Source organism: Phenylobacterium sp. 58.2.17, from assembly GCF_026411515.1.
GTDB lineage: Bacteria > Pseudomonadota > Alphaproteobacteria > Caulobacterales > Caulobacteraceae > Phenylobacterium.
The window spans coordinates 1-22,660 of the sequence record NZ_JAPMTQ010000052.1; the positions used below are offsets into that span (position 1 = coordinate 1).

Below are 22,660 nucleotides of genomic sequence, written 5' to 3' on the forward strand. Positions count from 1 at the left end.
CCTGAGGCCGCCGCGCCCGTGGCCGAAGCCGCAGCCCCGGTCGTCGAGGCCGCGGCCCCGGCGCCCGAAGCAGCCGCACCGACCGTCGACAAGGGCGACACCACCTGGATGCTGGTTTCGACCGTCCTGGTGCTGCTGATGATCATTCCGGGCCTGGCGCTGTTCTACGGCGGCCTGGTCCGCCAGAAGAACATGCTGTCGATGCTGATGCAGGTCTCGACCGTGACCGTCATCGGCATGATCGCCTGGCTGTTCTATGGCTACAGCCTGGCCTTCACCGACGGCGGCGCGCTCGACACCTTCGTCGGCGGCGCCGGCCGCCTGTTCCTGAAGGACGTGACCCCGGCCAGCACGGTGGCCACCTTCTCGACCGGCGTCGCCATTCCCGAGTTGGTGTTCATCTGCTTCCAGATGACCTTCGCCTGCATCACCGCGGCGCTGGTCCTGGGCGGCGTCGCCGAGCGGATGAAGTTCGCCGCGGTGGTCGCCTTCGCGATCCTTTGGCCGCTGCTCTCCTACTATCCGATGGCGCACATGGTGTGGTGGTGGGCCGGTCCCGACGCGGTCGCCGCCGCGCCGAAGGATCCGATCCAGTCCGGCCTGCTGTGGGGCTTCGGCGCCCTCGACTTCGCGGGCGGCACCGTGGTGCACATCAACGCCGGCATCGCGGCCCTGGTCGGCGCCCTGATCGTCGGCCCGCGCAAGGGCTTCGGCTCTGAGGCCATGCCGCCGCACTCGCTGACCCTGACCCTGGTGGGCGCGGGCCTGCTGTGGGTGGGCTGGTTCGGCTTCAACGCCGGCTCCAATCTCGAAGCCAACGGCTACGCCGCCCTGGCCATGATCAACACCCTGGTCGCCACCGCCGCGGCGGGCATCTCGTGGGTCGCGGTCGAATGGCTGACCCGCGGCAAGGCCAGCATGCTGGGCCTGGCCTCCGGCCTGGTCGCCGGCCTGGTCGCCGTCACTCCGGCGGCCGGCTTCGCCGGCCCGGTGGGCGCGGTGATCCTCGGCCTGGTGGTCTCGCCGATCTGCGTGTTCTTCTGCTCGACCATCAAGAACGCCCTGAAGTACGACGACAGCCTGGACGCCTTCGGCATCCACGCGGTGGGCGGCATCGTCGGCGCGATCGCGACCGGCCTGCTGGTCAACCCGGCCTGGGGCGGCGCGGGCGTGGTCGACTACACGACCTGCGCCCTGGATGGCGACATCTCGACCTGCGACACGGCGGCCTACGTGATGGGCACGCAGGTCATGGCCCAGATCAAGGCCGTCCTGGTGGCCATCGGCTGGTCGGGCGTCATGTCGACGATCGTCTTCTTCGTGATCAAGTACACCATCGGCCTGCGGCCGTCGGTCGAGACCGAAGAAGAAGGCCTGGACATCACCGAACACGGGGAACGCGCCTACCACTCGTAGGCGGCGCGCGCGGCGGAGGCCTGGAGAGACCTCCGCCCGCATCCTTATTGGAAACGTCCGGAAGCGGGGTCCTTACGGGCCCCGTTCTCCTTTTGGGGATCAGGCGTCGGGCCAAGGGCCGCCAAGGCGGCATCGCACGGTCCACCAACCGGGACGCAGGGCAGCGACCCGTTCGGCCAGGGCGTCGGCCTCGATGTCGCTGGCGCAGATGGCGAAACAAGTGGCGCCCGAACCCGACATGCGGGCGATCAGAGTCTCGCGCTCATCGGCCAGGGTGGCGAGCACGTCGCCGATCTCAGGCGCCAAGCCGATGGCCGGCGCCTCCAGGTCGTTGCGCATGAGGCCCAGCCACGCGGCCAGCTCCTCAACGCTCTCGAAGGCCTCAGGCATCGGCGGCGGCGCGATGTCGCCGAAGGCGCCGATGGCGTCCAGGGCCCCGTAAACCGCCGGCGTCGAGACCTCGACCCGCGGATTGACCAGCACAGCCTCGATGGCCGGCAACGCCGAGACCGGCGAGAGCACCTCGCCCCTGCCCTGCGCCAGCACCGGCCGGCCCCAGAGGCAGGCCGCGCCGTCGGCGCCCAGCGAGGCGGCGATCGCCTCGAGCTCCGCATCGTCGACCTGTACGCCCAGGGCCGTGCGCAGCAGCCGCAGCGCCGCGCCCGCGTCACTGGAGCCGCCGCCCAGGCCGGCGGCCACCGGCAGCAGTTTCTCCAGCGAGAGCCCGACCAGCGGCTGAGGCCCCCGCGCCCGGGCCAGCAAGGCCCGCGCGGCCCGCAGCACCAGGTTGTCGCCCTCGCCCGCCAGCATCCTGCTGAACGGACCGTGCACGCGCACCGAAAGGACGTCGGCCTCATGCAGCACAACGCGATCGCCGACGTCGGCGAAGGCCATCAGGCTGCACAGCGGATGATAGCCGTCGGCGCCGGGCGCGCCGACGTGCAGGAACAGGTTGATCTTCGCCGGGGCGAAGGCGATCGGGCTCATGGCGCGCTACTGACCGGCGATGCGCGGCGCGGCCGCCGGGCCTTTCGGTCCCTGGCCAGAGGCGAGCTTGGACTCCACGTCCGCCTTGATCTTCGGGTCGGGATCCAGGGTCAGCACGCGGCGCCACTGATATTCCGCCTCGATCCGGCGGCCGACACGCCAGTAGGCGTCGCCGAGATGGTTGTTGATTTCCGGGTCGCCAGCCTCAAGTTCGACGGCCTGTTCCAGCAGGTCGACGGCCTTCTTGTAGTCGCCGAGCCGGTAGTGGGCCCAGCCGAGGGAATCGACCATGGCGCCGGACTGCGGGTTGGCCGCCACCGCCCGCTCGACCATGCCCAGGGCCTCGGCCAGCCGCTCGCCGCGGTCGATCCAGGTGTAGCCGAGATAGTTGAGCAACTCCGGCTCGTCGGGCCGCAACTCCAGCGCCGCCTTCAGGTCGCGTTCGCCCTGCGGCCAGTGGCCGGCGCGCTCGTAGGCCACGCCGCGCATGTAGAGCAGGCGCCAATCCGGGGTGGCGCTGCGCTCGATCAGGCCGCTCAGCACCTGGGCCGAGTCGTCGTAGCGCTCGTTGGCGCGCAGCAGGTCGGCGTAGGTGAGCTTGGCTTCGGCGTCGCCGCTGCTGGCCGCTTCCTGGGCCATCTTCAGAGCCACGTCGGACTGCTTGGCGTTCTGGTAACTCCAGGCCAGCTTGCTGCGCGCGGCGCTGTAGTCGCTGGACCCGGGCTTGGGCCGGGCGTAGGCGGCGCGGGCGCCGTCGACGTCGCCTGCCGCCTCCATGATGTCGCCGACCATCAGCCAGGCGGTGTCGCGGTTCGGGTCGAGCCGCAGCGCCAGCCGCAGATAGGCCAGGCCGAGCTGTTCCTGCTTAGCCGCCAGCATGGTCGCGGCCGGAGCGACCAGCACCTGGGCCGCGCCCTGGCGCAGGTTCGGCGCGGCCGGGGCCGCCTTGCCGGCCGCCGCGCGGGCGCGCGCGGCGATCAGGTTCTCGTTGTTCGGCTGCAGAGCCAGGGACGCGTCATAGAGCGCCACAGCGTCGGCGCGCCGGTTCCGGCGCTCCAGAAAGGCGCCATAGGCCTGTACGGCGATGTCGCCGGGCGCGTCGCCGCCGGTCAGCGCCTTGTAGTCGGTCTCGGCCTCGTCGTAGCGACGGGCGCGTTCATAGAGCCATGCCTGGCCGAGTTGGCCGAAATAGTCGACGACGCGGTCACCGCGCATTTCGGGCCGCACCAGCGAACCTTCAGTGTCGCCGGCCATGGCCGCAGCCCAGGGCGCCAGCAGCGCCGCCGCGCCGCGGTGCGGGAAGCCGATGGCCTCGCCGGACAGGGCGGCCTGGGCTTCCTTGCCCTGGCCCTGAGCCATCAGCTCGACCGCCTTGACCAGCTGGCCGAGGCGCTTGGTGGCTTCGGAGGCGTCGACGCCGTCGGGCGCGAGCGCGGCGGCCTTGGGGATATCGCCGGCCAGCACCGCGGCGGTGAAGGCGCGGTCGCGCAGCAGGTCGCTGGACCCGCCCTCGATCTCGGCCCGCTCGAAGTAGGCGGCCGCCTCGGCGCCGGCCCCGTCATTCAGCGCCCCCTGGCCGGCCAGGAACGCCCCGTAGGCCGAACCGCCCATGCCGTCGTCGGCCGGCGGCGTCCAGGCGACGTCCTGTGGCGCGGTGGCGCAGGCGGTGACCAGGAGCAGCGGAGCGAGGGCGACAAGCAGACGGCGCATGCCCGCGAAACTCGGCGCTTTCGGAGGCGAGTTCAAGGCGTGGTCTACGAACTCAGGTGAAATCAGGGACTGAAAGAAAGAAGGGGGCCGCGAGGGCCCCCTTCGGTCTTACATGTTCGGGTAGTTGGGCCCGTCGCCGCCCTGCGGCGTCGTCCAGTTGATGTTCTGCGACGGATCCTTGATGTCGCAGGTTTTGCAGTGGACGCAGTTCTGGAAGTTGATCTGGAACTTCGGATTGTTCCCCGCCTCGTCGTACAGCACCTCGTAGACGCCGGCCGGGCAGAACAGGCGCGCCGGTTCGCCGTACCGCGGCAGGTTGACGTTCACCGGAATGCTCGGATCCTTGAGCTTCAGGTGCGCGGGCTGGTTCTCGTCGTGGTTGGTCGAGGACAGGAACACCGACGACAGCTTGTCGAAGCTGAACACGTTGTCCGGCTTCGGATAGACGATCGGCTTGTGGTCCTTGGCCAGGCCGGTCGATTCCGCATCGGACTTGCCGTGCTTCAGCGTGCCCCACGGCGACCAACCGCCGAGCATGTTGGCGATCATGGCGTCGGCGCCGCCGAGCACGAGGCCCGGGATGGTGCCGAACTTCGACCACAGCGGCTTGAAGTTACGGACGGCCCACAGCTCCTTGTGGACCCACGACTTCTTGTAGGCGGTTTCGTAGCCGACCAGCTCGTCGCTGGCGCGGCCGCCCTGGATGGCCTCGAACGCGGCCTCGGCGGCCATCATGCCGCTCTTGACCGCGTTGTGGCTGCCTTTGATGCGCGGAACGTTGACCATGCCGGCCGAGCAGCCGAGCAGCACGCCGCCCGGGAAGTAGAGCTGCGGCAGCGACTGGGAGCCGCCCTCGGTGATGGCGCGGGCGCCATAGGCGACGCGCTTGCCGCCTTCCAGGTAGCCGCGGATGGTCGGGTGGGTCTTGAAGCGCTGGAACTCGTCGAACGGCGAGAGCCAGGGGTTCTTGTAGTTCAGGTGCACCACGAAGCCGATGGCCACGTAGTTGTCCCCGAAGTGGTACATGAACGAGCCGCCGCCGGTGGCGTTGTCGAGCGGCCAGCCAAAGGTGTGCTGGGTCAGGCCCGGCTCGAAGTTCTCGTCCGGAACCTGCCACAGTTCCTTGATGCCGATGCCGAACTTCTGGGCGTCGCGACCGTTGGTGAGGCCGAAGCGGGCCTGCAGCTGCTTGGCGAGCGAGCCGCGGACGCCTTCGCCGATGAAGGTGTACTTGGCGTGCAGTTCGATGCCCGGCTGATAGTCGGGGCCCGGATTGCCGTCCTTGTCGATGCCGAACACGCCGGCGACGACGCCCTTCACCGAGCCGTCTTCATTGTAGACGACTTCTGAGGCGGCCATGCCCGGATAGATCTCGACGCCGAGCGCCTCGGCGTGGGTCGCCAGGGCGCGGCAGACGTTGCCGAGCGAGGCGATGTAGTTGCCGTGGTTCAGCATCCACTTCGGGAACGGCGCCCAGGAGATGTCGAGCTCGCCGTTCGGGCCGAGCATGACGAACTTGTCGCGGGTGACCTTGGTCTCCAGCGGGATGCCGAGTTCCTTCCAGTTGGGCAGCAGTTCATTGATGCCCTTGGGGTCGATCACCGCCCCCGAGAGGATGTGGGCGCCGACTTCCGAGCCCTTCTCGAGCACCGCGACCGAAATCTCGGTGCCGGCGGCCTCGGCCAGCTGCTTGAGGCGAATGGCCGCCGACAGCCCAGCGGGCCCGGCGCCGACGATCACGACGTCGTATTCCATCGCTTCGCGTTCAATCGTATCAGTGGCGATGGTCTCGCTCATGATCCCCGTAACTCCCAAAAGGCCGCGGCGGGGTTCCCCTCCCCCTTGTTTCACGCGGCGTTGATCCGTCGGGCGACTTATCCGAAGCTTGTACAAGGGCGGTCAAGCGCGAACTCGGCTATAGACGCGCTTTAGAGAGTACCATGAGCCAAGCCGCGCCCTTCGATCGTGTCGCCGAGAGCCTACTCGCCTTCTGGGCGGAAGCGGGCGTCGACGCCATGCTGCATGATACGCCCATTGATCGGATCGAGGCGGGCAAGTTCGTGCCGCCCAAGCCGCCGGAGAAGCAGCCGCTTGCCGCGCCGCCCCCGCCGGCCCGGGCGGGCGCAGGATCCGACGTCGCCGCGGCGGTGGCCCAGGCGCGGCAGCTGGCCGCGGCCGCGCAGGACCTAGAGGCGCTGAAGGCCGCGATCGCCGGATTCGACGGCTGCTCGCTGAAATTTGAAGGCGCGCGCCAGGCGGTGTTCGCGCGCGGCGCGTCCGACGCGCCGCTGCTGGTGATCGGCGAAGGGCCCGGGGCCGAGGAAGACGCCCGCGGCGAGCCGTTCGTCGGCCGCGCGGGGCAGCTGCTGGACCGGATGCTGGCCGCCGCGGGGCTGAGCGGACGGGTGTTCATCACCAACACGGTGTTCTGGCGCCCGCCCGGCAATCGCACCCCTTCGGCGCAGGAACAGGCTGTCTGCCAACCGTTCCTGGAGCGCGCGATCGAGCTGGTCGCCCCCAAGATGCTGCTGCTGGTGGGGGCGCCGTCGGCCAAGTCGATGCTCAAGCGCGACGAGGGCATCCTGTCGCTGCGCGGACGCTGGTTCGAGTGGCGCTCGGAAACCGGAAACCTCGAGCTGCCGGCCATGCCGACCCTGCATCCGGCCTTCCTGCTGCGCCAGCCGGGGGCCAAGAAGAAGGCCTGGAGCGACCTTCTGACCCTGACCGAACGGCTTGATCGCCCTGACCGTGACGCTTAAGACTTAACCGTCACGAGAACTGAGGGTCACGTCGGCCGCGCGCAGAGGCGGCGACGTGGGGATCGCATGCGGGCACGCACGGGCATGCGGATCGCGGTTTTGGCCATGATCTGCTCCGCCATCGCCGGAACAACGAACGCCGCGCCACAGGCCCTGAGCCCGTGGGACGCAAAGCGTTACGCCGCCGCGTTCGACGCCGTCGACCGCGGCGACTTCATCGACGCCGAGATGCAGAGCGCCGAGATCAAGGACCGCTCGCTGGCCGGCCACCTGTCGTTCCGCCAATTGATGCACCCGGGCGGGCACGTCGCCAGCTATGACGACCTGGCCAAGTGGCTCGACCAGTACAGCGACCTGCCCGGCGCCGAACGGATCTATATGCTGGCCAGCAAGCGCAAGCCGGCGCTCGGCAAGCCGCTGAAGGCCCCGCTGCTGGCCGGCGCCGACTGGCGCCGCGTCGAGGTCACCGCCCAGGGGATTTCCGGCAAGGCCCCGGCCGACCGCACCCGCAAGGCGCGCGAGGCCTTCTATTCCGGCGACGTGCAGACCGCGATGGACCTGGCCCCCGCCGTCGGCGAACGCTGGATCGCGGGCCTGGCCGCCTTTCGCCTCAAGAACTACGCCGTCGCACAGAGCTTCTTCAGCCAGGTCGCCCGCGACGAGCAGGAAGACCCGTGGCTGCGCTCGGGCGCGGCCTATTGGGCGGCGCGATCGCTGGAGGAGACCGGCGACACCACCCGCGCCCAGGGGTTCCTGAAGCTGGCCGCCCGCCATCCGACCACCTTCTACGGCATGATCGCCGAGCGCCGCGTGCGGCTGGAGGCGCTGGATCGCGTCTCGGAGGCCCCGCCCCCGCCCGTCGTCCGCGAAATCGTCCCGGCGGCCTTCGCCTCGGCCCCCAGCGCGCATCTCACCCCGTTCATCCGCGACGACGCCCGCGCCCACCGCGCCACCGCGCTGGCCCAGATCGGCATGCCGGTCGAGGCCGGGCTGGAGCTGCGCGCGGGCCTGGCCATGGCCAAGACCGAGGCAGAGCGCTCGCAGTGGATGTCGCTGATCCTAGCGCTGAACGCGCCGCTGACCTCGGACGCCGACCTCGCCGCCTCGCTGCCTGGCGCACGTTCGTTCGCCGAGCCGGACTATCCGACGCCGGTGCTGGAGCCTAAGTCCGGCTTCACCATCGATCGGGCGCTGGTCTACGCGATCGTGCGCCAGGAAAGCCGCTTCAACCCGCAGGCCGTTTCGCCGGCCGGAGCCGTCGGGCTGATGCAGGTGATGCCCGAGGCCGCCGCCCGTGCGGCCGGCGACGACAAGCTGAAGGCCGACATGAGCCCGATGTTCGACCCGGCGTTCAACCTGCGGGTCGGCCAGGACTATGTAACCTGGCTGATGGAGCGCGGCGTCGGTTACGACATCCTGCGCACGGTCGCCGCCTACAACGGCGGGCCCGGCACCCTGCTGAAGACGGCCAAGATGGTCGGCGACGAGGCCGACAGCTTGATGCTGATCGAAAGCCTGCCGAGCCAGGAGACCCGCAACTACGTCGAGAAGGTGATGGCGGGCTACTGGACCTATCGCAAGAAGTTCGGCCTCGACACCAAGACCCTCGACGCCGTGGCGCAGGGCGCCCGCTTCGTCGACGCCCGCCTCGATCGCTAGCTGAGGATCGCTGCGCGGCCGATGCGGCGGCGCAGGGCGGCAAGATCGCCGACGCCGTCGAGGCCCTGGGCGCGCGCCAGGACGCCGGCCAGCTTCGGCCCTGCCAGGCGTTCCAGCAGCCCCGGCTCGCGCGCCACCAGCAGGGCCGCCCCGCCGCCATCCTCCAGGTGCCGCCGCACGCTCTCGTCCCAGCCCGGCCGCAGGCGCAGCGAGGCCGGCAGCGCCAGCACATAGTCGCCCCTGGCGCGGCGCAGGGCGTCGGCGAAGCCGGCGAGGACGTCGGCGCCGGCGTCTTCGCAGATCGCCGCCGCCGCCTGGCTCGGCCCGGCGTCCACGACGATCACCTCGCGCACCAGTCCATCGACCGCGGCCGGCACCAGCACCGACAGCAGCGCGGCCAGGTCACGCTCGGATCCGGCGGTGGGAACGATGACGGAGATCATGGCTCCAAAGGTGTCGCTTTGGTCCCCGCGTCAACATTGTTCTTGTTTTGTTCGATCCCGATCCTATGCTTGCGCCGTGAGCACCTTCACCCAGCAGATCACGGTCCGGGGCCGCGGCGCGCGGTCCAACGCCAGCGGGCGATTCGAGAGCCAGGCCCGCGAGGCGTTCGACGACGGCTGGACGCTCGAAGACGCCGAGCCCCAGCAGCTGAGGACCACGCTGAGCCCCGAGAAGGCCCGCACGATCATCAGCAAGAACGACAGCCCGGACGTCGGCTTCTCGCGCTCGATCAATCCCTATCGCGGCTGCGAACACGGCTGCATCTATTGCTACGCTCGGCCGGCCCACGCCTATATGGGCCTGTCGCCCGGGCTCGACTTCGAGAGCCAGCTGTTCTTCAAGCCAGACGCTGCGCGGCTGCTGGAAAAGGAGCTGTCCTCGCCGCGCTACAAGCCCGAGTTCATCCACATCGGCGGCAACACCGATCCCTATCAGCCGGTGGAGCGGACGACGCGGATCACGCGCGGGGTGCTTGAGGTGCTGGAGCGGTTCGGGCACCCCTGCTCGATCATCACCAAGTCGGCGCTGATCCTGCGCGACCTGGACGTCATAGGGGCCATGGGGCGGCGCAATCTGTGCCGGGTGGCGATCTCGGTCACCAGTCTGGACCGCAAGCTGGCGCGCAGCATGGAGCCGCGAGCGGCGACGCCCGACCGCAGGATCGCGGCGATCAAGGCGCTGGCCGACGCCGGCGTGCCGGTCGTGGTGATGTTCGCACCCGCCATCCCCAGCCTGAACGACCACGAGATGGAGGCGGTGCTGGAGCGGGCCGCCGAGGCCGGCGCCAAGGGGGCCGGCTATGTCGCCCTGCGGCTGCCGCGCGAGATCAAGGACCTGTTCCGCGAATGGCTGGAGACCGACCACCCGGACCGCGCCCGGCGGGTGATGTCGCTGGTCCGCCAGATGCGTGGCGGGCTCGACTACGATCCCGAATGGGGCAAGCGCATGCGCGGCGAGGGCCCGATCGCCGAACTTCTGTCGCAGCGCTTCCATGCCGCCAAGAAGCGGCTGGGACTGGACGCCAAGCTGTCGTCGCTGGACCTCTCGCAGTTCAGGGTTCCGGCGAAGGCCGGCGACCAGGGCGACCTGTTCGCCGGTTGAGCTAGCGGCTGAACACCCCGACCAATTCCACGTGCGGCGACCAGAGGAACTGATCGACCGGCAGCACGCGTTCCAGGGTGAAACCGGCGTCGACCAGGGTCCGGGCGTCGCGCACGAAGGTCGCCGGATTGCAGGAGACGGCGATGGCGCGGGCGACGCCCGAGCGGGCGATCTCGGCCGACTGTTCGGCCGCCCCGGCCCGCGGCGGGTCGAAGACGACGGTGTCGATGCGCTTCATCTCCTCGGCCAGCACCGGGCGGCGGGTCAGGTCGCGGGCCTCGGCGGTGACGCCGTGCAGGCCGGGCGCGGTCGCCACGGCCGCGTTGAGCGCCCGAACGGCCGGCGCGGCGCCGTCGACGGCGAGCACCGGGGCGATCTGGGCCAGGGCGAAGGTGAAGGTCCCTACTCCGCAGAACAGGTCGGCGATCCGCTCGGCGCCGGCGGCGGCCTCGGCGGCCATGGCCACCATCGCAGCCTCGGCCTGGGGCGTGGCCTGCAGGAACGCGCCCGCGGGCAGCGCCACCGTCGCCGGGCCCAACCGCACCGTCGGCTGGCGGGCCAGGTAGGCGACCTCGCCGTCGAGCGTGACTCGCGCCAGGTCGGCCTCGGCGGCGACCTCGGCCACGCGCATGCGGGCGTCGGCCGAGAGCCCGCCGCTCTTGCGCTCGACCCCGCTGATATCGACGTCGATGCCGGTGTCGGTCAGGGTGACGTGAAGGGTCGGGGCCGACTTCGGGTGCTCGAACAGCGGCGCGGCCAGGCGGCGCAGCGCCGGGAGCGCAGCCTCCAGCGCCGGGTCGGCGATCGGACAGGCGCTGATGTCGACCACGTCCCAGGACTTGCGGGTCTTGAAGCCCAGGCGCGCGGCGTCCTTCTTCCCCTGGCGGGCGTGAAGGGCCAGGCGGCGGCGGGTGTGCGGCTGGGCGGCGAAGGCGGGCAGGACCTGCGTCTCGATCCGCTCACGCGCCAGGGTGCCGATCAGCCGCTCGACCTTCCAGGCCAAGTAGGCTTCGTGCTCCCAATGCTGCAGGGCGCATCCCCCGCAGACGCCGAAATGCGGACACGGCGGGGCGACCCGCTGCAGGCTGGCCTCAAGAACGGCTTCGACCTCGCGCCGCTGGGGACCGGCGGCCAGCCGCACGCGCTCGCCCGGCAGGGTGAACGGCGCATAGAGCGGGCCGGCCGCGATGCCGTCGCCTTCACCGCCGACAGCCTCGATGAGAACCTCTACCGGCGGGCCGGAGGGGGTTTCGGTGGGTCGGGCCCGATGAGGCCGGGGACGTCGCATGCTCAAAACTCGCTGATGGCGCTGACCCGCAATCCCAGGCGGGACAAGGCGTCAACGAAGATGAACGAACATGAACGGGCCGCTCAAGCACCGTTCAGACTCGTTCAGCCAAGTTCCATAGCGCAGGCGGGGCCTCGGCGCCGCCTCCGAGTTCGAATGAAGGATAAGCCGATGAACCGCGCTCTTGCTCTCGCCGCCGCCGGGATGATCGCCGTGACCGCGCCCGCCGTGACGTTCCCGAGCATCGCATCGGCCCAGTCCTACGACCCGTGCCGTGAGCAGCAACGCCAAAGCGCCAACAAGGGCACCATCGTCGGCGGCCTGGTCGGCGCGCTGGCCGGCGGCGGCGTGGCCGCCAAGGGCGCCAAGACCGAAGGCGCGCTGCTCGGCGGGGCCGTCGGCGCGGTGGCCGGCCACGAAATCGGCAAGCGCAACAGCAAATGCAGCAACTACCGCCCTGCCCCCGCGCCGCGTCCGGCCGCCTATCGCTCGAGCAGCAACTACCAGCGCAGCAGCTACAGCCAGCCCAGCAACTGCCGCTGGGTCCAGGACAACTACGGCGGCCGCAACCACAGCTACGAGGTCTGCCGGGGCCGTGACGGCGTCTGGCGTCCGAGCGGCCGCAGCTAACTCAACAACAAGCTCGCATCAGTCCCAAAGGGTATCGTGCAATGAACTTCCGTTCGACCTTCGCCAAGAGCATGCTCGCGGGCGTGGCCGGCTTCATGGCGCTCGGCGCGGCCGCCGCCGTTCCGACCTTCGCCGCGGCGCAGTCGGCGCCGTACTACGGCAATAGCTACGGCAACACCTACTACGACCCCTGCCGTCGCGACTCGACCAACCGCGGCACGGTCGGCGCCCTGGTCGGCGGCGCGCTGGGCGCAGCCATCGGCTCCAACGCCGCGGCCCGCAACGCCCGCACCGAGGGCGCCCTGCTGGGCGGCGCGCTGGGCGCGCTGGGCGGCGCGGCGGTCGGCAAGAACTCGGCGGCCTGCGGCGGCACGGCCTATCGCGCTCCGCAGACCAGCTACAACGGCTACTACGGCCAGCCCGCCGACAACGGCTACTACGCCCGTTCGTATGACGACCGCCGCTATTACGACCGCGGCGAGCCCTATCGCGTGGTCGAGCGTCCGGCCGCCACCGACGGCTGCACCCTGGCCGAGAGCCCGATCTACCTGCCCGACGGCCGCACCCAGAAGCGCTTCGTCCGCGTCTGCCCCGACGCGAACGGGAACTTCCAGGTCGTCGACTAAGCCTCCCAAGGGGGAGCCCGTCGGCGTACTCGACGGACTGAAGCCGCCCGCGCCGCCCCGCGCGGGCGGCTTCTCACTTTTGTCCGCCCGCCCAGGTGTGCGGATTGATCGACTAAATGGCGCACCAGCCCACCCAGGATCGGCGAAATCCTGACCTGAGATAGGCCGGCGCCATGTCTCCCGGCAGGCCTGACGAACGCTTTTTCCTTTACATTTCAAGAGCTCGGGTAGCATCTGTCGCTGCCGATCCGGCGCGTTCGTCGCCCGGGTCCGCATTCAGTTCCTTTTGCAGACGCAGAACCGCGCCAAGCAGTCGGCGAGCGTGTCCGTCGCCGTCCGCGACGCGCCGCAAGGAAGCGGAAGATGATCATATTCTCCACACGCGCCCGGGTCGCAGGAGCGGTTCCGGAGGCCGTCGCATGGGCGGCGGAGATCGCGCAGGTCGTGACCAAGGCCACCGGCGTCGCCATCGAGGTGGCGACCCGGGTGGGCGGTCACAACGACATCATCTGGGTGTCGCGGCTCGACAACATGGCTGCGCTGGAGGCGCTCATGGAAAAGGTCCAGGGCGACCCGAACTATCATGCGGCGATCAAGACGGCGCAGGAGAAGCAGCTGTTCGACAGCCTCAGCATCGAGCAGGCCTTCTGGCGCACGGTCTGAAGGACATCAGGGGCGGCACGCCCACAGCAGGTATTCGTAATTGCCGTCGCCGCCGGCGATCGGGCTGTCGGCGGTGGCGCGGACGATCCAGCCCGAGCGCTGCAGGAACGTCGCCACCTCATCCAGCGCCCGGACCCGTGCGGCTTCGTCCTTGACCAGCCCGCCCTTGCCGACGAATTCCGGCCCGACCTCGAACTGCGGCTTGACCAGGGCCACTAGGTCCGCGCCACCGGCGGCGAGGGCCAAGGCCGCGGGCAGCGCCTTGGCCAGTCCGATGAAGCTGACATCGGTGACGATGAGATCCGGGGCGACCGGGATCAGATGCGGATCGAGGCTGCGGGCGTCGACGCCCTCGAGCCCCACGACACGCGGATCGCCCGCCAGCTTGGGATGCAACTGGCCACGGCCGACGTCGATGGCGAAGACCCGGGCCGCGCCGCGCTGCAGGCAGACCTCAGTGAAGCCGCCGGTCGAGGCCCCGACGTCGAGCACCGTGCGGTCCTGGACCTGCACCGGCCAGAGATCGAGGGCGTGGACCAGCTTCAGCGCCCCTCGCCCGACATAGGGATGGGCGGGGAGCGCGGCGATGTCGCCGTCCTCGTCGATCAGTTCGGACGGCTTGGACAGCACACGGCCGGCGACGCTGACGCCGCCGGCCTCGATGGCCGCCCTGGCCTTGGCGCGGCTGTCGAACAGGCCGCGTTCGACCAGGACGACATCCGCGCGCTTCTTGCCCAAGCCTTCTCCAGGCGGGTTAGGCCTGCTCCTCGACGAACAGCTTCTTCAGCTCGTTCTTGAGAATCTTGCCGTTCGGGTTGCGAGGCAAGGTCTCGTGCCAGAAGCGGACCTTCACCGGCACCTTGAAAGCGGCCAGGTGCTCGGCGACGTGGGCGCGGAGCTCCTCTTCGGTCGCCGAGGCGCCCGGCTTCAGGGTGACGACCGCGGCCGGCTCCTCGCCCAGCGTCCGGTGCGGGATGCCGACGATGGCCGCGTCCATCACCGCCGGGTGGTCGTAGAGAACGTTCTCGACCTCGATGCAGTAGATGTTCTCGCCGCCGCGGATCAGCATGTCCTTGGCCCGGTCGATGATGAAGCAGAAGCCTTCCTCGTCGAGGCGGGCCAGGTCGCCGGTGCGGACCCAACCGTCGACGAAGGTCTGGGCGGTCGCTTCAGGCTTGTTCCAGTAGTTCTTCACGACCTGCGGGCCGCGGGCCCAGAGCTCGCCCACCTGGTTCGGCGCGAGCACGGTGACGCCGTCGGCCGGGTCACGGATCTCGAGGTCGCTGACCGGGACCGCCGGACCGCAGCTGTCGGGACGGTTGGCGTAGTCCTCGGCGCCGTGGGTGGTGACGGTGGCGCAGGTCTCGGTCATGCCCCAGCCGTTGCCGGGCGCCGACTTCGGGAAGGTTTCCTTGATCTTGCGGACCAGTTCCGGGGCCGAGGGCGCCCCGCCGTAGGAGACCGACTCCAGCGACGACAGATCATAGTTGGCGCGGGCCGGATGTTCGATCAGCTGCCAGGCGATGGTCGGGACGCCGCCGGCCGACTGGATCTTTTCACGCTGGATCAGCTCGAAGGCCCGGATCACGTCCCACTTGTGCATCATCACCAGCTTGGCGCCGCCCGCCAGCGACGGGTTCAGCACGGCCATGCAGCCGGTGACGTGGAAGAACGGGATCGAGATCAGCGACGAGCGCTGCGGCGCGTTGGGATCCGGCTCCGGCGGCTTCTCGCCGCGGCGCAGGAAAGCGCGCGCGCCGGCAACCGCGCCGGCCATGATGTTGGAGTTGACCGCCCGCTGGGTGGCCAGGGCGCCCTTCGGCTTACCCGTCGTGCCCGAGGTGTAGAAGATGGTGGCGTCGTCGTCGGGATGGATATCGACCGGCGGCAACGGCTGGTCAGGCAGGTTCGCCCATTCGTTGGCGCCGCCCAGCACGCTTTCCAGCGTGGTGACCTGGGGATGGGCGATCTCCTCGCGCGAGCGGCTGACATAGACGCGCACGAGGTCGGGGCAGTTGGGCAGATGCTCGGTGAGGCGCTCGTAGCGCTCGGCGTCCATCAGCACGACTTTGCTGCCGGAATCGGTCAGTCCGTACTCCAGCTCCGGCCCGGTCCACCAGGCGTTCAGCGGGGTGACGATCGCGCCCAGCGACGCCGCAGCGTAGAACGACACCACCCATTCCGGCAGGTTGCGCATGATGACCGCGACGCGGTCGCCCTTCTGCACGCCGTCCGCCTGCAGTTGGCGGGCCAGGGCCGAGACGGCGCGGTAGAAGGCTTCGTAGGTGACGCGTTCGTCTTCGTAGACGAGGAAGGCCTTTTCACCGTGAGTGCGGCCCAGCTCGACGATCGAGCGCAGCGACGGCGGGAGGTTCTTCCAGGTCCGGGTGGGAACGCCGCGAATATCGACCGTCTCCATCTCAGCCGGCGACCCAGGCGCGGTGATCAGCGCATGGGCCTGGGCGATGGACATGGCGGGCCAACCAGCGGGCAGCGCAGCCTCTGACATGGGCGTTCTCCTAATGCTCGCACGGGCCTTAACGCGCCCGCGTCGTCGTAGGTGAACAAGCATAACCTAGCGCCCGGTGCAAACGTGTGTTTGACGCGGCGGCAGGTAATCGCCCCAAAGCTGGACGAACGCCGCCCCGGCCGACCATTCAACGGCGGGGCGGCGTAACCCGGGTGGGCTAAACCACAGCCTCAAGCAGGCTAAGCGCGTGCTCGAGCTTGGTCTTGGCGGCCTCGGACTCGGCCAGGCGCTCGCGATTCTCCTCGACCACCTCTTCCTTGGCGTTGGCGACGAAGGCCGGATTGCCGAGCTTCTTCATCACGTGGGCGATGTCGGAGACGTGGCCGGCGATCTCCTTGGCCAGGCGGGCGCGCTCGGCGGTCAGGTCGATGAACTCGGCCACCGGCAGGGCCAGGGTCGCGCCGTTGACGACGAACGGGATGGCCCCCTGCGGGGCCTGCTCGACGAAGCTGACCTCGGCCACGCGCAGGGTCTGGGCGATGACCGCGGCGTTGGCCGCGAACACCTCACGCTGGGCGTCAGTGGCGTCCACGACCAGCAGCGGCGGGCGGGCCGAGTGCGGGACGTTGAGCTCGGCCTTCACCGAGCGGCCCTCGCTGACCGCGGCGACGATCAGGCCGATCTCGGCGTCGGCGTCCGGATCGATCAGGGTGTCGGCCAGCTGCGGCCAACGGGCGGTGATCAGCATCCCCTCGCCGCGCGCGGCGCCGAGGTCGGCGGTCTGGGCCCACAGCTCCTCGGTGAGGAACGGCATGACCGGGTGCAGCAACTTGAGGATGACGTCGAGCGCCCAGGCGGCGGTGGCCTGGGTCTCGGCCTTCAAGGCCTCGTCGGTCCCGTTGAGCAGCGGCTTGGCCAGTTCGACGTACCAGTCGCAGAAGGTGTTCCAGATGAACCGATAGAGACCGTTGGCCGCGCCGTCGAAGCTGCAGCCTTCCAGCGACCTGGTCACCGCATGTGCGGTGCGCACCGTCTCGCCGACGATCCAGCGGTTCAGCACGCCCTTGACGTCAGCGGGATCGAAGCCCTCGGCGCGAGCGCAGCCGTTCACCTGGGCGAAGCGGGCGGCGTTCCAGAGCTTGGTGCCGAAGTTGCGGTAGCCCTCGATGCGCTGGCGCGACAGCTTGATATCGCGGGCCTGGCCCGACATCGCAGTCAGGGTGAAGCGCAGGGCGTCGGCGCCGTAGTCGTCGACCAGCTCCAGCGGGTCCATGACGTTGCCCTTGGACTTGGACATCTTCTTACCCTCGGCGTCGCGGACCAGGGCGTTGATGAAGACGCGGTCGAAGGGCACTTCGCCCATGAAGTGGATGCCCATCATCATCATCCGGGCGACCCAGAAGAAGATGATGTCGAAGCCGGTGATCAGGGTGCTGGTCGGGTAGAACCGCTCCAGGTCGCTGGTCTTTTCCGGCCACCCCATGGTCGAGAACGGCCACAGGCCCGAGGAGAACCAGGTGTCGAGGACGTCCTCGTCCTGACGTAGCGGCTCATCGTGGCCGTAGTGCTCGCGGGCGAGGGCCTTGGCCCCCTCCTCGCTCTCGGCGACGAAGATCTTGCCGTCCGGGCCGTACCAGGCCGGGATTCGATGCCCCCACCAGAGTTGGCGCGAGATGCACCAGGGCTCGATGTTCCGCATCCACTCGAAATAGGTCTTTTCCCAATGGCGGGGCTCGAAGACCGTACGGCCTTCCTCCACCGCCTTGATCGCCGGCTGGGCCAGGACCTTGGCGTCGACATACCACTGGTCGGTCAGATAGGGCTCGATGACCACGCCCGAGCGGTCGCCGTGCGGCACGGCGTGACGGGTCTTTTCGATCTCGCGCAGCAGGCCCAGTTCCTCGAAGGCGGCGACCACCTTCTTGCGGGCCTCGAAACGGTCCAGGCCGCGATACTCGGCCGGCGCGTTCTCGTTGATCTTCGCATCATCGGTGAAGATGTTGATCATCGGCAGGTTGTTGCGCTTGCCGACCTGATAGTCGTTGAAGTCGTGGGCCGGGGTGATCTTCACCGCGCCAGAGCCCTTTTCGGGGTCGGCGTATTCGTCGGCGATGATCGGGACCGGACGGTTCACGATCGGCAGGCGGACGGCGCGGCCGATCAGGCCCTTATAGCGCTCGTCGCTCGGATGCACGGCGACGGCGGTGTCGCCGAGCATGGTCTCCGGGCGGGTGGTCGCCACGACGATCTCGCCGGAGCCGTCCTCGAGCGGATAGGCGAAGTGATAGAAGGCGCCGTCGACTTCCTTCTGCTCGACTTCGATGTCCGAGATCGCGGTCTGGAAGTGCGGATCCCAGTTCACCAGTCGCTTGTCGCGATAGATCAGGCCCTGCTTGTGCAGGGTCACGAACACCTTGCGGACCGCCTCGGACAGCCCCTCGTCGAGGGTGAAGCGTTCCCGGCTCCAGTCACAGGACGCGCCCAGGCGGCGCAGCTGGTTGGTGATGGTTCCGCCGCTCTGCGCCTTCCATTCCCAGACCTTGGCGATGAACTCGTCGCGACCCATGTCGCGCCGGCCGATGTTGCCCGCCGCGGCGAGCTGGCGCTCGACCACCATCTGGGTGGCGATGCCGGCGTGATCGGTGCCGGGCAGCCAGAGAGCGGCCTTGCCGCGCATCCGCTCAAAGCGGGTCAGCACGTCCTGCAGCGTGTTGTTCAGCGCATGGCCGATATGCAGCGAGCCGGTGACGTTCGGCGGCGGGATGACGATCGAGAACGGCTCGGCGTCCGGGTCGGCGCTGGGCGCGAAGGCGCCTGAGCTCTCCCACATGGCGTAGAGGCGCTGTTCGGCGGTCTTGGAGTCGAAATTCTTTTCAAGCATTTGGGGCGCTGCATACATTTTCGATCACCGGCGTGGAAGCGCGATGACGGTGGAATCGGCTCATCCCCGCGCAGGCGGGGTCCAAGCGGACTCGCGAAAACGAAAGTGCAGACCCGGCTTGGGGCCCGGCGAACCGGGCTGAGCGGTGCTTGTGGTCGCTTAGCGTACGCCGCCGCGGGCGATCCGCTCGACTTCCCGGTCGACCGTCTGCTGGACGATATCCGGCAGGTTCTCGTCGAGCCACTGCTTGAGCAGCGGGCGGAGCAGTTCGCGGACCACGTCCTCCAGAGTGCGGCCGTCGGCCGGCATCTGGATCGAACGCGACAGTTGACCGAAGGCCGAGGCCGCAGCGCTGGCGGCGACCGCGCCGACCAGCCCATCGCCGATGTCCATAGCCGGCGCGGGCGGCGCAGGCGGCGCCTCATAGGCCGGAGCCTCGGGCTCCTCGCTCACCGCCGGGGTGTAGACATCGAGATCGCCGAGCGACTCGACCTTGTCGGTCAGTTCCAGCGCGCCGTCGTCTTCTTCGGCGACCGGTTCCGGCTCCGGCTCAAACACCGGGGCGGCGGCCTGCACGGGTTCGGCTTCGGGCTCCGGCTCGGGAGCCGCGGCGTCCGCCGGCGCGTCATCTTCGGAGATGATCCGCCGGATGGAGGCCAGGATCTCCTCCATCGTCGGTTCTTGCGAGGTCTGTTCAGACATTTCAGGGCCGCCGGTGGTGCGAGAGAGAATCCGTCGCGCCTAGCTAGGCGCGACGGTGTGATCCTGCAATTTCCGCCAAAAGGCGCAAGCGCCTAATCGCCTGTCAGGCGAAACCGTGCACGAAAACTTTAACCCTATTTCGGCGCAGCGGGCGGTTGAGCAGCGACCGGCTTCTCGACGGTCTTGGGCGTGAACGCGCCGTCGACGACTGCGATCGGTTCTTCCCAGGGCACCCAGCCCCAGGTGATCCGGTTCTTGCGGAAGTTCGTCGTCGGATCGTAGCGCGTCAGGCCCGGCTCGAGCATCGGGGCTTCCAGCCGCCCCATCTGGGCCAGGACCAGCGAGCTGGCGACGAACTCATCGCGGCGCGCGCTGACCTGCGACAGCTCGGCGTTGCGCAGTTCCTGCTCGGCGTTCAGCACGTCGAGCGTGGTGCGCAGGCCGACCTGCTGCTCCTGCTTGGTGCCTTCGGCGGCGATTCGGGCGGCCTTCACCTGCTGGTCGGTGGAGCTGATGTTCGCCTTGCTGGCCAGGTGCTGGTTCCACGCCTGGGTGAGGCTCTGCATGACCGCACGGCGCGCCACCTCGACGTTGATCCGGTCGGCGTTGTTGCGCTCCATCGCCGCGCGCACGCGCGAGGAGACCAGGCCGCCGGTGAACAGCGGCATGGTCAGGGTCGCCCCGGCGCGCACGGCGCGCGACGAATCCTCGCCTGACCAGGGATCGGCCATCCCGCTGTAGCCGACGGAGCCGGTGACGCCGAGGTTAGGCATACGTTCGGCGCGGGCGGCCGACAGGCGCGCGCGGCTGCCCTGCTCGGCGTACTGGGCCTGGCGAATCTGCGGATTGTTGACCTCGGCGGCCTCGTAGGCCTGGGCCACATCGGCGGGCAGCAACGACGAGATCTGCGGCTCTGCGGCCAGGTCGCCCGGATTCTGGCCGACCACGGCGGCATAGACCGCCCGGCTCGAGGCCAGTTGCGCCTGGGCCTGGGACAGCTGAGCCTCGGCGGCGGCGAGACGCGCCTCGGACTGGGCCACGTCGGTGCGGGTGATCTCGCCGACCTCGAAGCGGGCCTTGGATTCGTCCAGCTGGCGCTGGAGGACGCGGACGTTCTCCTCGCGGATGCGCAGGCCTTCCTGGTCGCGCCGGGTGTCGGCATAGGCCTGAACGACCGACTGTATCACCGTGGCTTCGGTGCGGCGCAGCTGCTCGCGCCCGGCCAGGATGTCGGCCTCGGCGGCGTTGACCGCGGCGGCGACGCGGCCGCCGGTATAGATGGGCTGGCTCAGCTGCAGGGTGGCGCTGGCGCTATTGTCGTCGCGGCGACCGGCGATGAGCGTGTCGCGGATACCGTCGCCGTTGGTGTCGGCGAAGTCGCCCTTGCCCGGGGTGCGGAGATCGGCATAGGCGATCGAGCCGGTGATCGAGGCCTGCGGGCGGTAGCCGGTCCGCGCCTGGACCCAATTCTCGTCCAGGGCGCGCTGCGTGGCGCGCTGGGCCTGGAGGGTCGGGTTCGATTCGTACGCGAGCGCGATGGCCTCGGCCAGGGTTTCGGCGGACGCCGGCGCGGCGATCGCGAGCGCAAGTCCTGCGCTGTAGACCGCGGCCAACAAACCTCCGCGACGACTATTGAACATGGTTATCCCCGAAACGGCGTAGTGAGACCGGGTCCTATATGACCGCCTAATCAGCGCCGGACTAGAGGGCGCGACCTTAAGCTTTTTTCACCCCAAGGTTTCGGCCATGTTTCACGTGCGCCATCTGCACGCGAGGATAGCCTCGACCTAGAACGCAAACCCCGCCTTTGGTTCGAAGCCCGGCAGAACAGGCGCCATGGCGTCAAACAGCGTACGACGGCCCACGCCGTCGTCGGCGCGGACATAATAAACAGCTTGGCCGGTAGGTCCGTTCCGTTCGATGACCAACAGGCGTCCGCCCGGGGCCAGGGCGTCGAGCCAGGTCTGGGGCGCGTGGGTGACCGCCCCCTCGACCACGATGAGGTCGTAGTCGGCGCCGGGAAGCGCCTTGAGCTCCTCGGCGTCGAAGCGGGTGACGTCGAGGCCGATCGCCTCCAGCACCGCGGCCGCATAGGGCGCGGCGATCGCCAGCGCCCGCTCGCCTTCGACGGGCTTGGCCGCCTGCAGCAGCTTGGAGACTTCGCGCGGGCGCAGCAGGAAGCGGCCCGGCGCATACTCGACATCGACATCGGCATAGGCCTGGAAGGCCTTGTCCGCCGGGATCAGCGCCTCACGCGGGATCGCGCGCATGGCGTCGTGCAAGCGCACGTCGGTCACGTCGTTGGTGCGAACTTGGCTCTCGACCATGTTGAGCCGGGCGGCGACGAAATCGGCGGCCATGATTCCTCGACGGGACAGACGTAGAATAAGAAACTTGGGCGCGCTTATAGGTCCGCCCCTCCCGTTAAGGCAATCGGCCCATGAGACCTGTGAGAGAGGATTGCAGGGAGCGGCCTGTTCTGTTAGCCAAGCGCCCTCCCCGGCCCCGGCCGGCGGCGGCCTGATGGCGGAGTGGTGACGCAGCGGACTGCAAATCCGTGAACCCGAGTTCGATTCTCGGTCAGGCCTCCAAATTTTTCAAAAGGTAAGCGGAGCGCCGTGCGCTCCAGTTTGCAAAGGCCGAGCGGCGGTTTGCAAAGACGTGCTCATTCGGCTCGATGCGCGGGACGAATCGCCGTCGCCATCGCGACCGCCCCCCGAACCGCGTACGTCCGTCACGGCGACATCCTAGAGAGTGTGGCCGCGCCTCGGTTCTTTGGCCGCCCGATCGGTGACGAACCGCGCAACGCGCTCACATGCGACTAACCAACCGATCAATACAACCCAGCATAAATATGCGCCAAGCAATGCGTCCCTGAGGCGATCAACTCACCAAGGAGAGTTGCTCATGACGAACGTGATCGGCCCGGCGTCGCCCCCTCGGTTGGCTGACGTTTCGATCGAGAACCGGGCCGCCGACGTCGCCGCGCAGGCCACCTCGCAGACGCCCGCTACCGGGTTGGCTGGGGGGAGCACGCCTACGCTCAACTGGCTTCCGGCGCGCTCGATGGCGCTCTCTACGCAGGCGCGACTTTTGAGCGTGTCCTCGCCGAAGGTTCCGCCGCCGCTCGACCGACCGATGCATCTGGCCTCGGAGCGGAGAGCGTCGAGTGGTCCATTGAAGAATACCTGCTGCTTCGAGCTGAGCGACTAGGTCGTGGACTCATAAGCTCTGAGCCACAGTCGGGTTGAGGCGAGCAGGACG

19 protein-coding genes and 1 tRNA gene are annotated in these 22,660 nt (G+C 69.1%); 9 read left to right on the top strand and 11 right to left on the bottom strand.

The window, feature by feature from the left end; translation table 11 throughout:
• On the top strand, positions 1 to 1,416 hold a 1,416-nt coding region (locus OUA97_RS20665; protein ID WP_416362450.1), incomplete at its 5' end, for an ammonium transporter.
• Positions 1,417 to 1,515: 99 nt separating this feature from the next.
• Here the strand turns inward: OUA97_RS20665 and OUA97_RS20670 are convergent.
• The 3 genes from OUA97_RS20670 to OUA97_RS20680 all read right to left on the bottom strand — a co-directional run bounded on the left by OUA97_RS20670 (position 1,516) and on the right by OUA97_RS20680 (position 5,910).
• Complete coding sequence (locus OUA97_RS20670; RefSeq protein WP_267233922.1) at positions 1,516 to 2,403, bottom strand: 4-(cytidine 5'-diphospho)-2-C-methyl-D-erythritol kinase; 888 nt, start codon at positions 2,401 to 2,403, stop codon at positions 1,516 to 1,518.
• Positions 2,404 to 2,409: 6 nt separating this feature from the next.
• The gene (locus tag OUA97_RS20675) at positions 2,410 to 4,113 is read right to left on the bottom strand and encodes a tetratricopeptide repeat protein (RefSeq protein WP_267233923.1); all 1,704 of its coding nucleotides are present in this window, start codon (positions 4,111 to 4,113) and stop codon (positions 2,410 to 2,412) included.
• Positions 4,114 to 4,221: 108 nt separating this feature from the next.
• On the bottom strand, positions 4,222 to 5,910 hold the full coding sequence (locus tag OUA97_RS20680; RefSeq protein WP_267233925.1) for an electron transfer flavoprotein-ubiquinone oxidoreductase: 1,689 nt from the start codon (positions 5,908 to 5,910) through the stop codon (positions 4,222 to 4,224).
• 143 nt (positions 5,911 to 6,053) lie between these two features.
• On the opposite strand from OUA97_RS20680, the gene OUA97_RS20685 reads away from it, so the two are divergent.
• A complete protein-coding gene (locus OUA97_RS20685) occupies positions 6,054 to 6,872 on the top strand; it encodes a uracil-DNA glycosylase (RefSeq protein WP_267233926.1) in 819 nt (272 codons plus the stop codon).
• A gap of 66 nt (positions 6,873 to 6,938) precedes the next feature.
• Complete coding sequence (locus OUA97_RS20690; RefSeq protein ID WP_267233927.1) at positions 6,939 to 8,531, top strand: lytic transglycosylase domain-containing protein; 1,593 nt, start codon at positions 6,939 to 6,941, stop codon at positions 8,529 to 8,531.
• Here OUA97_RS20690 and OUA97_RS20695 read toward each other — a convergent pair.
• Complete coding sequence (locus OUA97_RS20695; RefSeq protein WP_267233928.1) at positions 8,528 to 8,974, bottom strand: hypothetical protein; 447 nt, start codon at positions 8,972 to 8,974, stop codon at positions 8,528 to 8,530. The genes OUA97_RS20690 and OUA97_RS20695 overlap by 4 nt on opposite strands.
• Before the next feature lie 76 nt (positions 8,975 to 9,050).
• On the opposite strand from OUA97_RS20695, the gene OUA97_RS20700 reads away from it, so the two are divergent.
• Entirely contained in the window at positions 9,051 to 10,136 is a 1,086-nt protein-coding gene (locus tag OUA97_RS20700; RefSeq protein ID WP_267233929.1) for a PA0069 family radical SAM protein, read from the top strand.
• Position 10,137: 1 nt separating this feature from the next.
• On the opposite strand, the gene OUA97_RS20705 is transcribed toward OUA97_RS20700, so the two are convergent.
• Positions 10,138 to 11,424 carry a class I SAM-dependent RNA methyltransferase gene (locus tag OUA97_RS20705; protein WP_267233931.1) on the bottom strand — a complete coding sequence of 429 codons (1,287 nt, stop codon included), beginning with the start codon at positions 11,422 to 11,424 and terminating at the stop codon, positions 10,138 to 10,140.
• A gap of 171 nt (positions 11,425 to 11,595) precedes the next feature.
• Between OUA97_RS20705 and OUA97_RS20710 the strand changes: the two genes are divergently transcribed.
• The 3 genes from OUA97_RS20710 to OUA97_RS20720 all read left to right on the top strand — a co-directional run bounded on the left by OUA97_RS20710 (position 11,596) and on the right by OUA97_RS20720 (position 13,343).
• Positions 11,596 to 12,054, top strand: a complete 459-nt coding sequence (locus tag OUA97_RS20710) for a glycine zipper 2TM domain-containing protein (protein WP_267233932.1) — start codon at positions 11,596 to 11,598, stop codon at positions 12,052 to 12,054.
• A gap of 41 nt (positions 12,055 to 12,095) precedes the next feature.
• A complete protein-coding gene (locus OUA97_RS20715; RefSeq protein WP_267233933.1) occupies positions 12,096 to 12,680 on the top strand; it encodes a hypothetical protein in 585 nt (194 codons plus the stop codon).
• 363 nt (positions 12,681 to 13,043) lie between these two features.
• Positions 13,044 to 13,343: a hypothetical protein gene (locus OUA97_RS20720; RefSeq protein ID WP_267233934.1), complete on the top strand. Its 300-nt coding sequence runs from the start codon at positions 13,044 to 13,046 to the stop codon at positions 13,341 to 13,343.
• Between the two features lie 6 nt (positions 13,344 to 13,349).
• Here the strand turns inward: OUA97_RS20720 and OUA97_RS20725 are convergent, their stop codons facing one another.
• From OUA97_RS20725 to OUA97_RS20750, 6 genes are all read right to left on the bottom strand, one after another.
• The gene (locus OUA97_RS20725; RefSeq protein ID WP_267233935.1) at positions 13,350 to 14,081 is read right to left on the bottom strand and encodes a TlyA family RNA methyltransferase; all 732 of its coding nucleotides are present in this window, start codon (positions 14,079 to 14,081) and stop codon (positions 13,350 to 13,352) included.
• Positions 14,082 to 14,097: 16 nt separating this feature from the next.
• The gene (locus OUA97_RS20730) at positions 14,098 to 15,852 is read right to left on the bottom strand and encodes a class I adenylate-forming enzyme family protein (protein ID WP_267233937.1); all 1,755 of its coding nucleotides are present in this window, start codon (positions 15,850 to 15,852) and stop codon (positions 14,098 to 14,100) included.
• A 178-nt stretch (positions 15,853 to 16,030) separates the two neighbouring features.
• Positions 16,031 to 18,694 (bottom strand): valine--tRNA ligase, encoded by a 2,664-nt coding sequence (locus tag OUA97_RS20735; protein ID WP_267233938.1) that lies wholly within the window; start codon positions 18,692 to 18,694, stop codon positions 16,031 to 16,033.
• 159 nt (positions 18,695 to 18,853) lie between these two features.
• Positions 18,854 to 19,396, bottom strand: coding sequence for a DUF2497 domain-containing protein (locus OUA97_RS20740; RefSeq protein WP_267233939.1), 543 nt, complete (start codon positions 19,394 to 19,396; stop codon positions 18,854 to 18,856).
• A 134-nt stretch (positions 19,397 to 19,530) separates the two neighbouring features.
• A complete protein-coding gene (locus OUA97_RS20745) occupies positions 19,531 to 21,009 on the bottom strand; it encodes a TolC family outer membrane protein (protein ID WP_267233940.1) in 1,479 nt (492 codons plus the stop codon).
• Positions 21,010 to 21,183: 174 nt separating this feature from the next.
• Positions 21,184 to 21,756: a protein-L-isoaspartate O-methyltransferase family protein gene (locus tag OUA97_RS20750; RefSeq protein WP_267233941.1), complete on the bottom strand. Its 573-nt coding sequence runs from the start codon at positions 21,754 to 21,756 to the stop codon at positions 21,184 to 21,186.
• A gap of 157 nt (positions 21,757 to 21,913) precedes the next feature.
• On the opposite strand from OUA97_RS20750, the gene OUA97_RS20755 reads away from it, so the two are divergent.
• Positions 21,914 to 21,987: transfer RNA gene (locus OUA97_RS20755), tRNA-Cys, on the top strand.
• A 316-nt stretch (positions 21,988 to 22,303) separates the two neighbouring features.
• Positions 22,304 to 22,609 carry a hypothetical protein gene (locus OUA97_RS20760; protein ID WP_267233942.1) on the top strand — a complete coding sequence of 102 codons (306 nt, stop codon included), beginning with the start codon at positions 22,304 to 22,306 and terminating at the stop codon, positions 22,607 to 22,609.
• Positions 22,610 to 22,660: the final 51 nt, after the last annotated feature.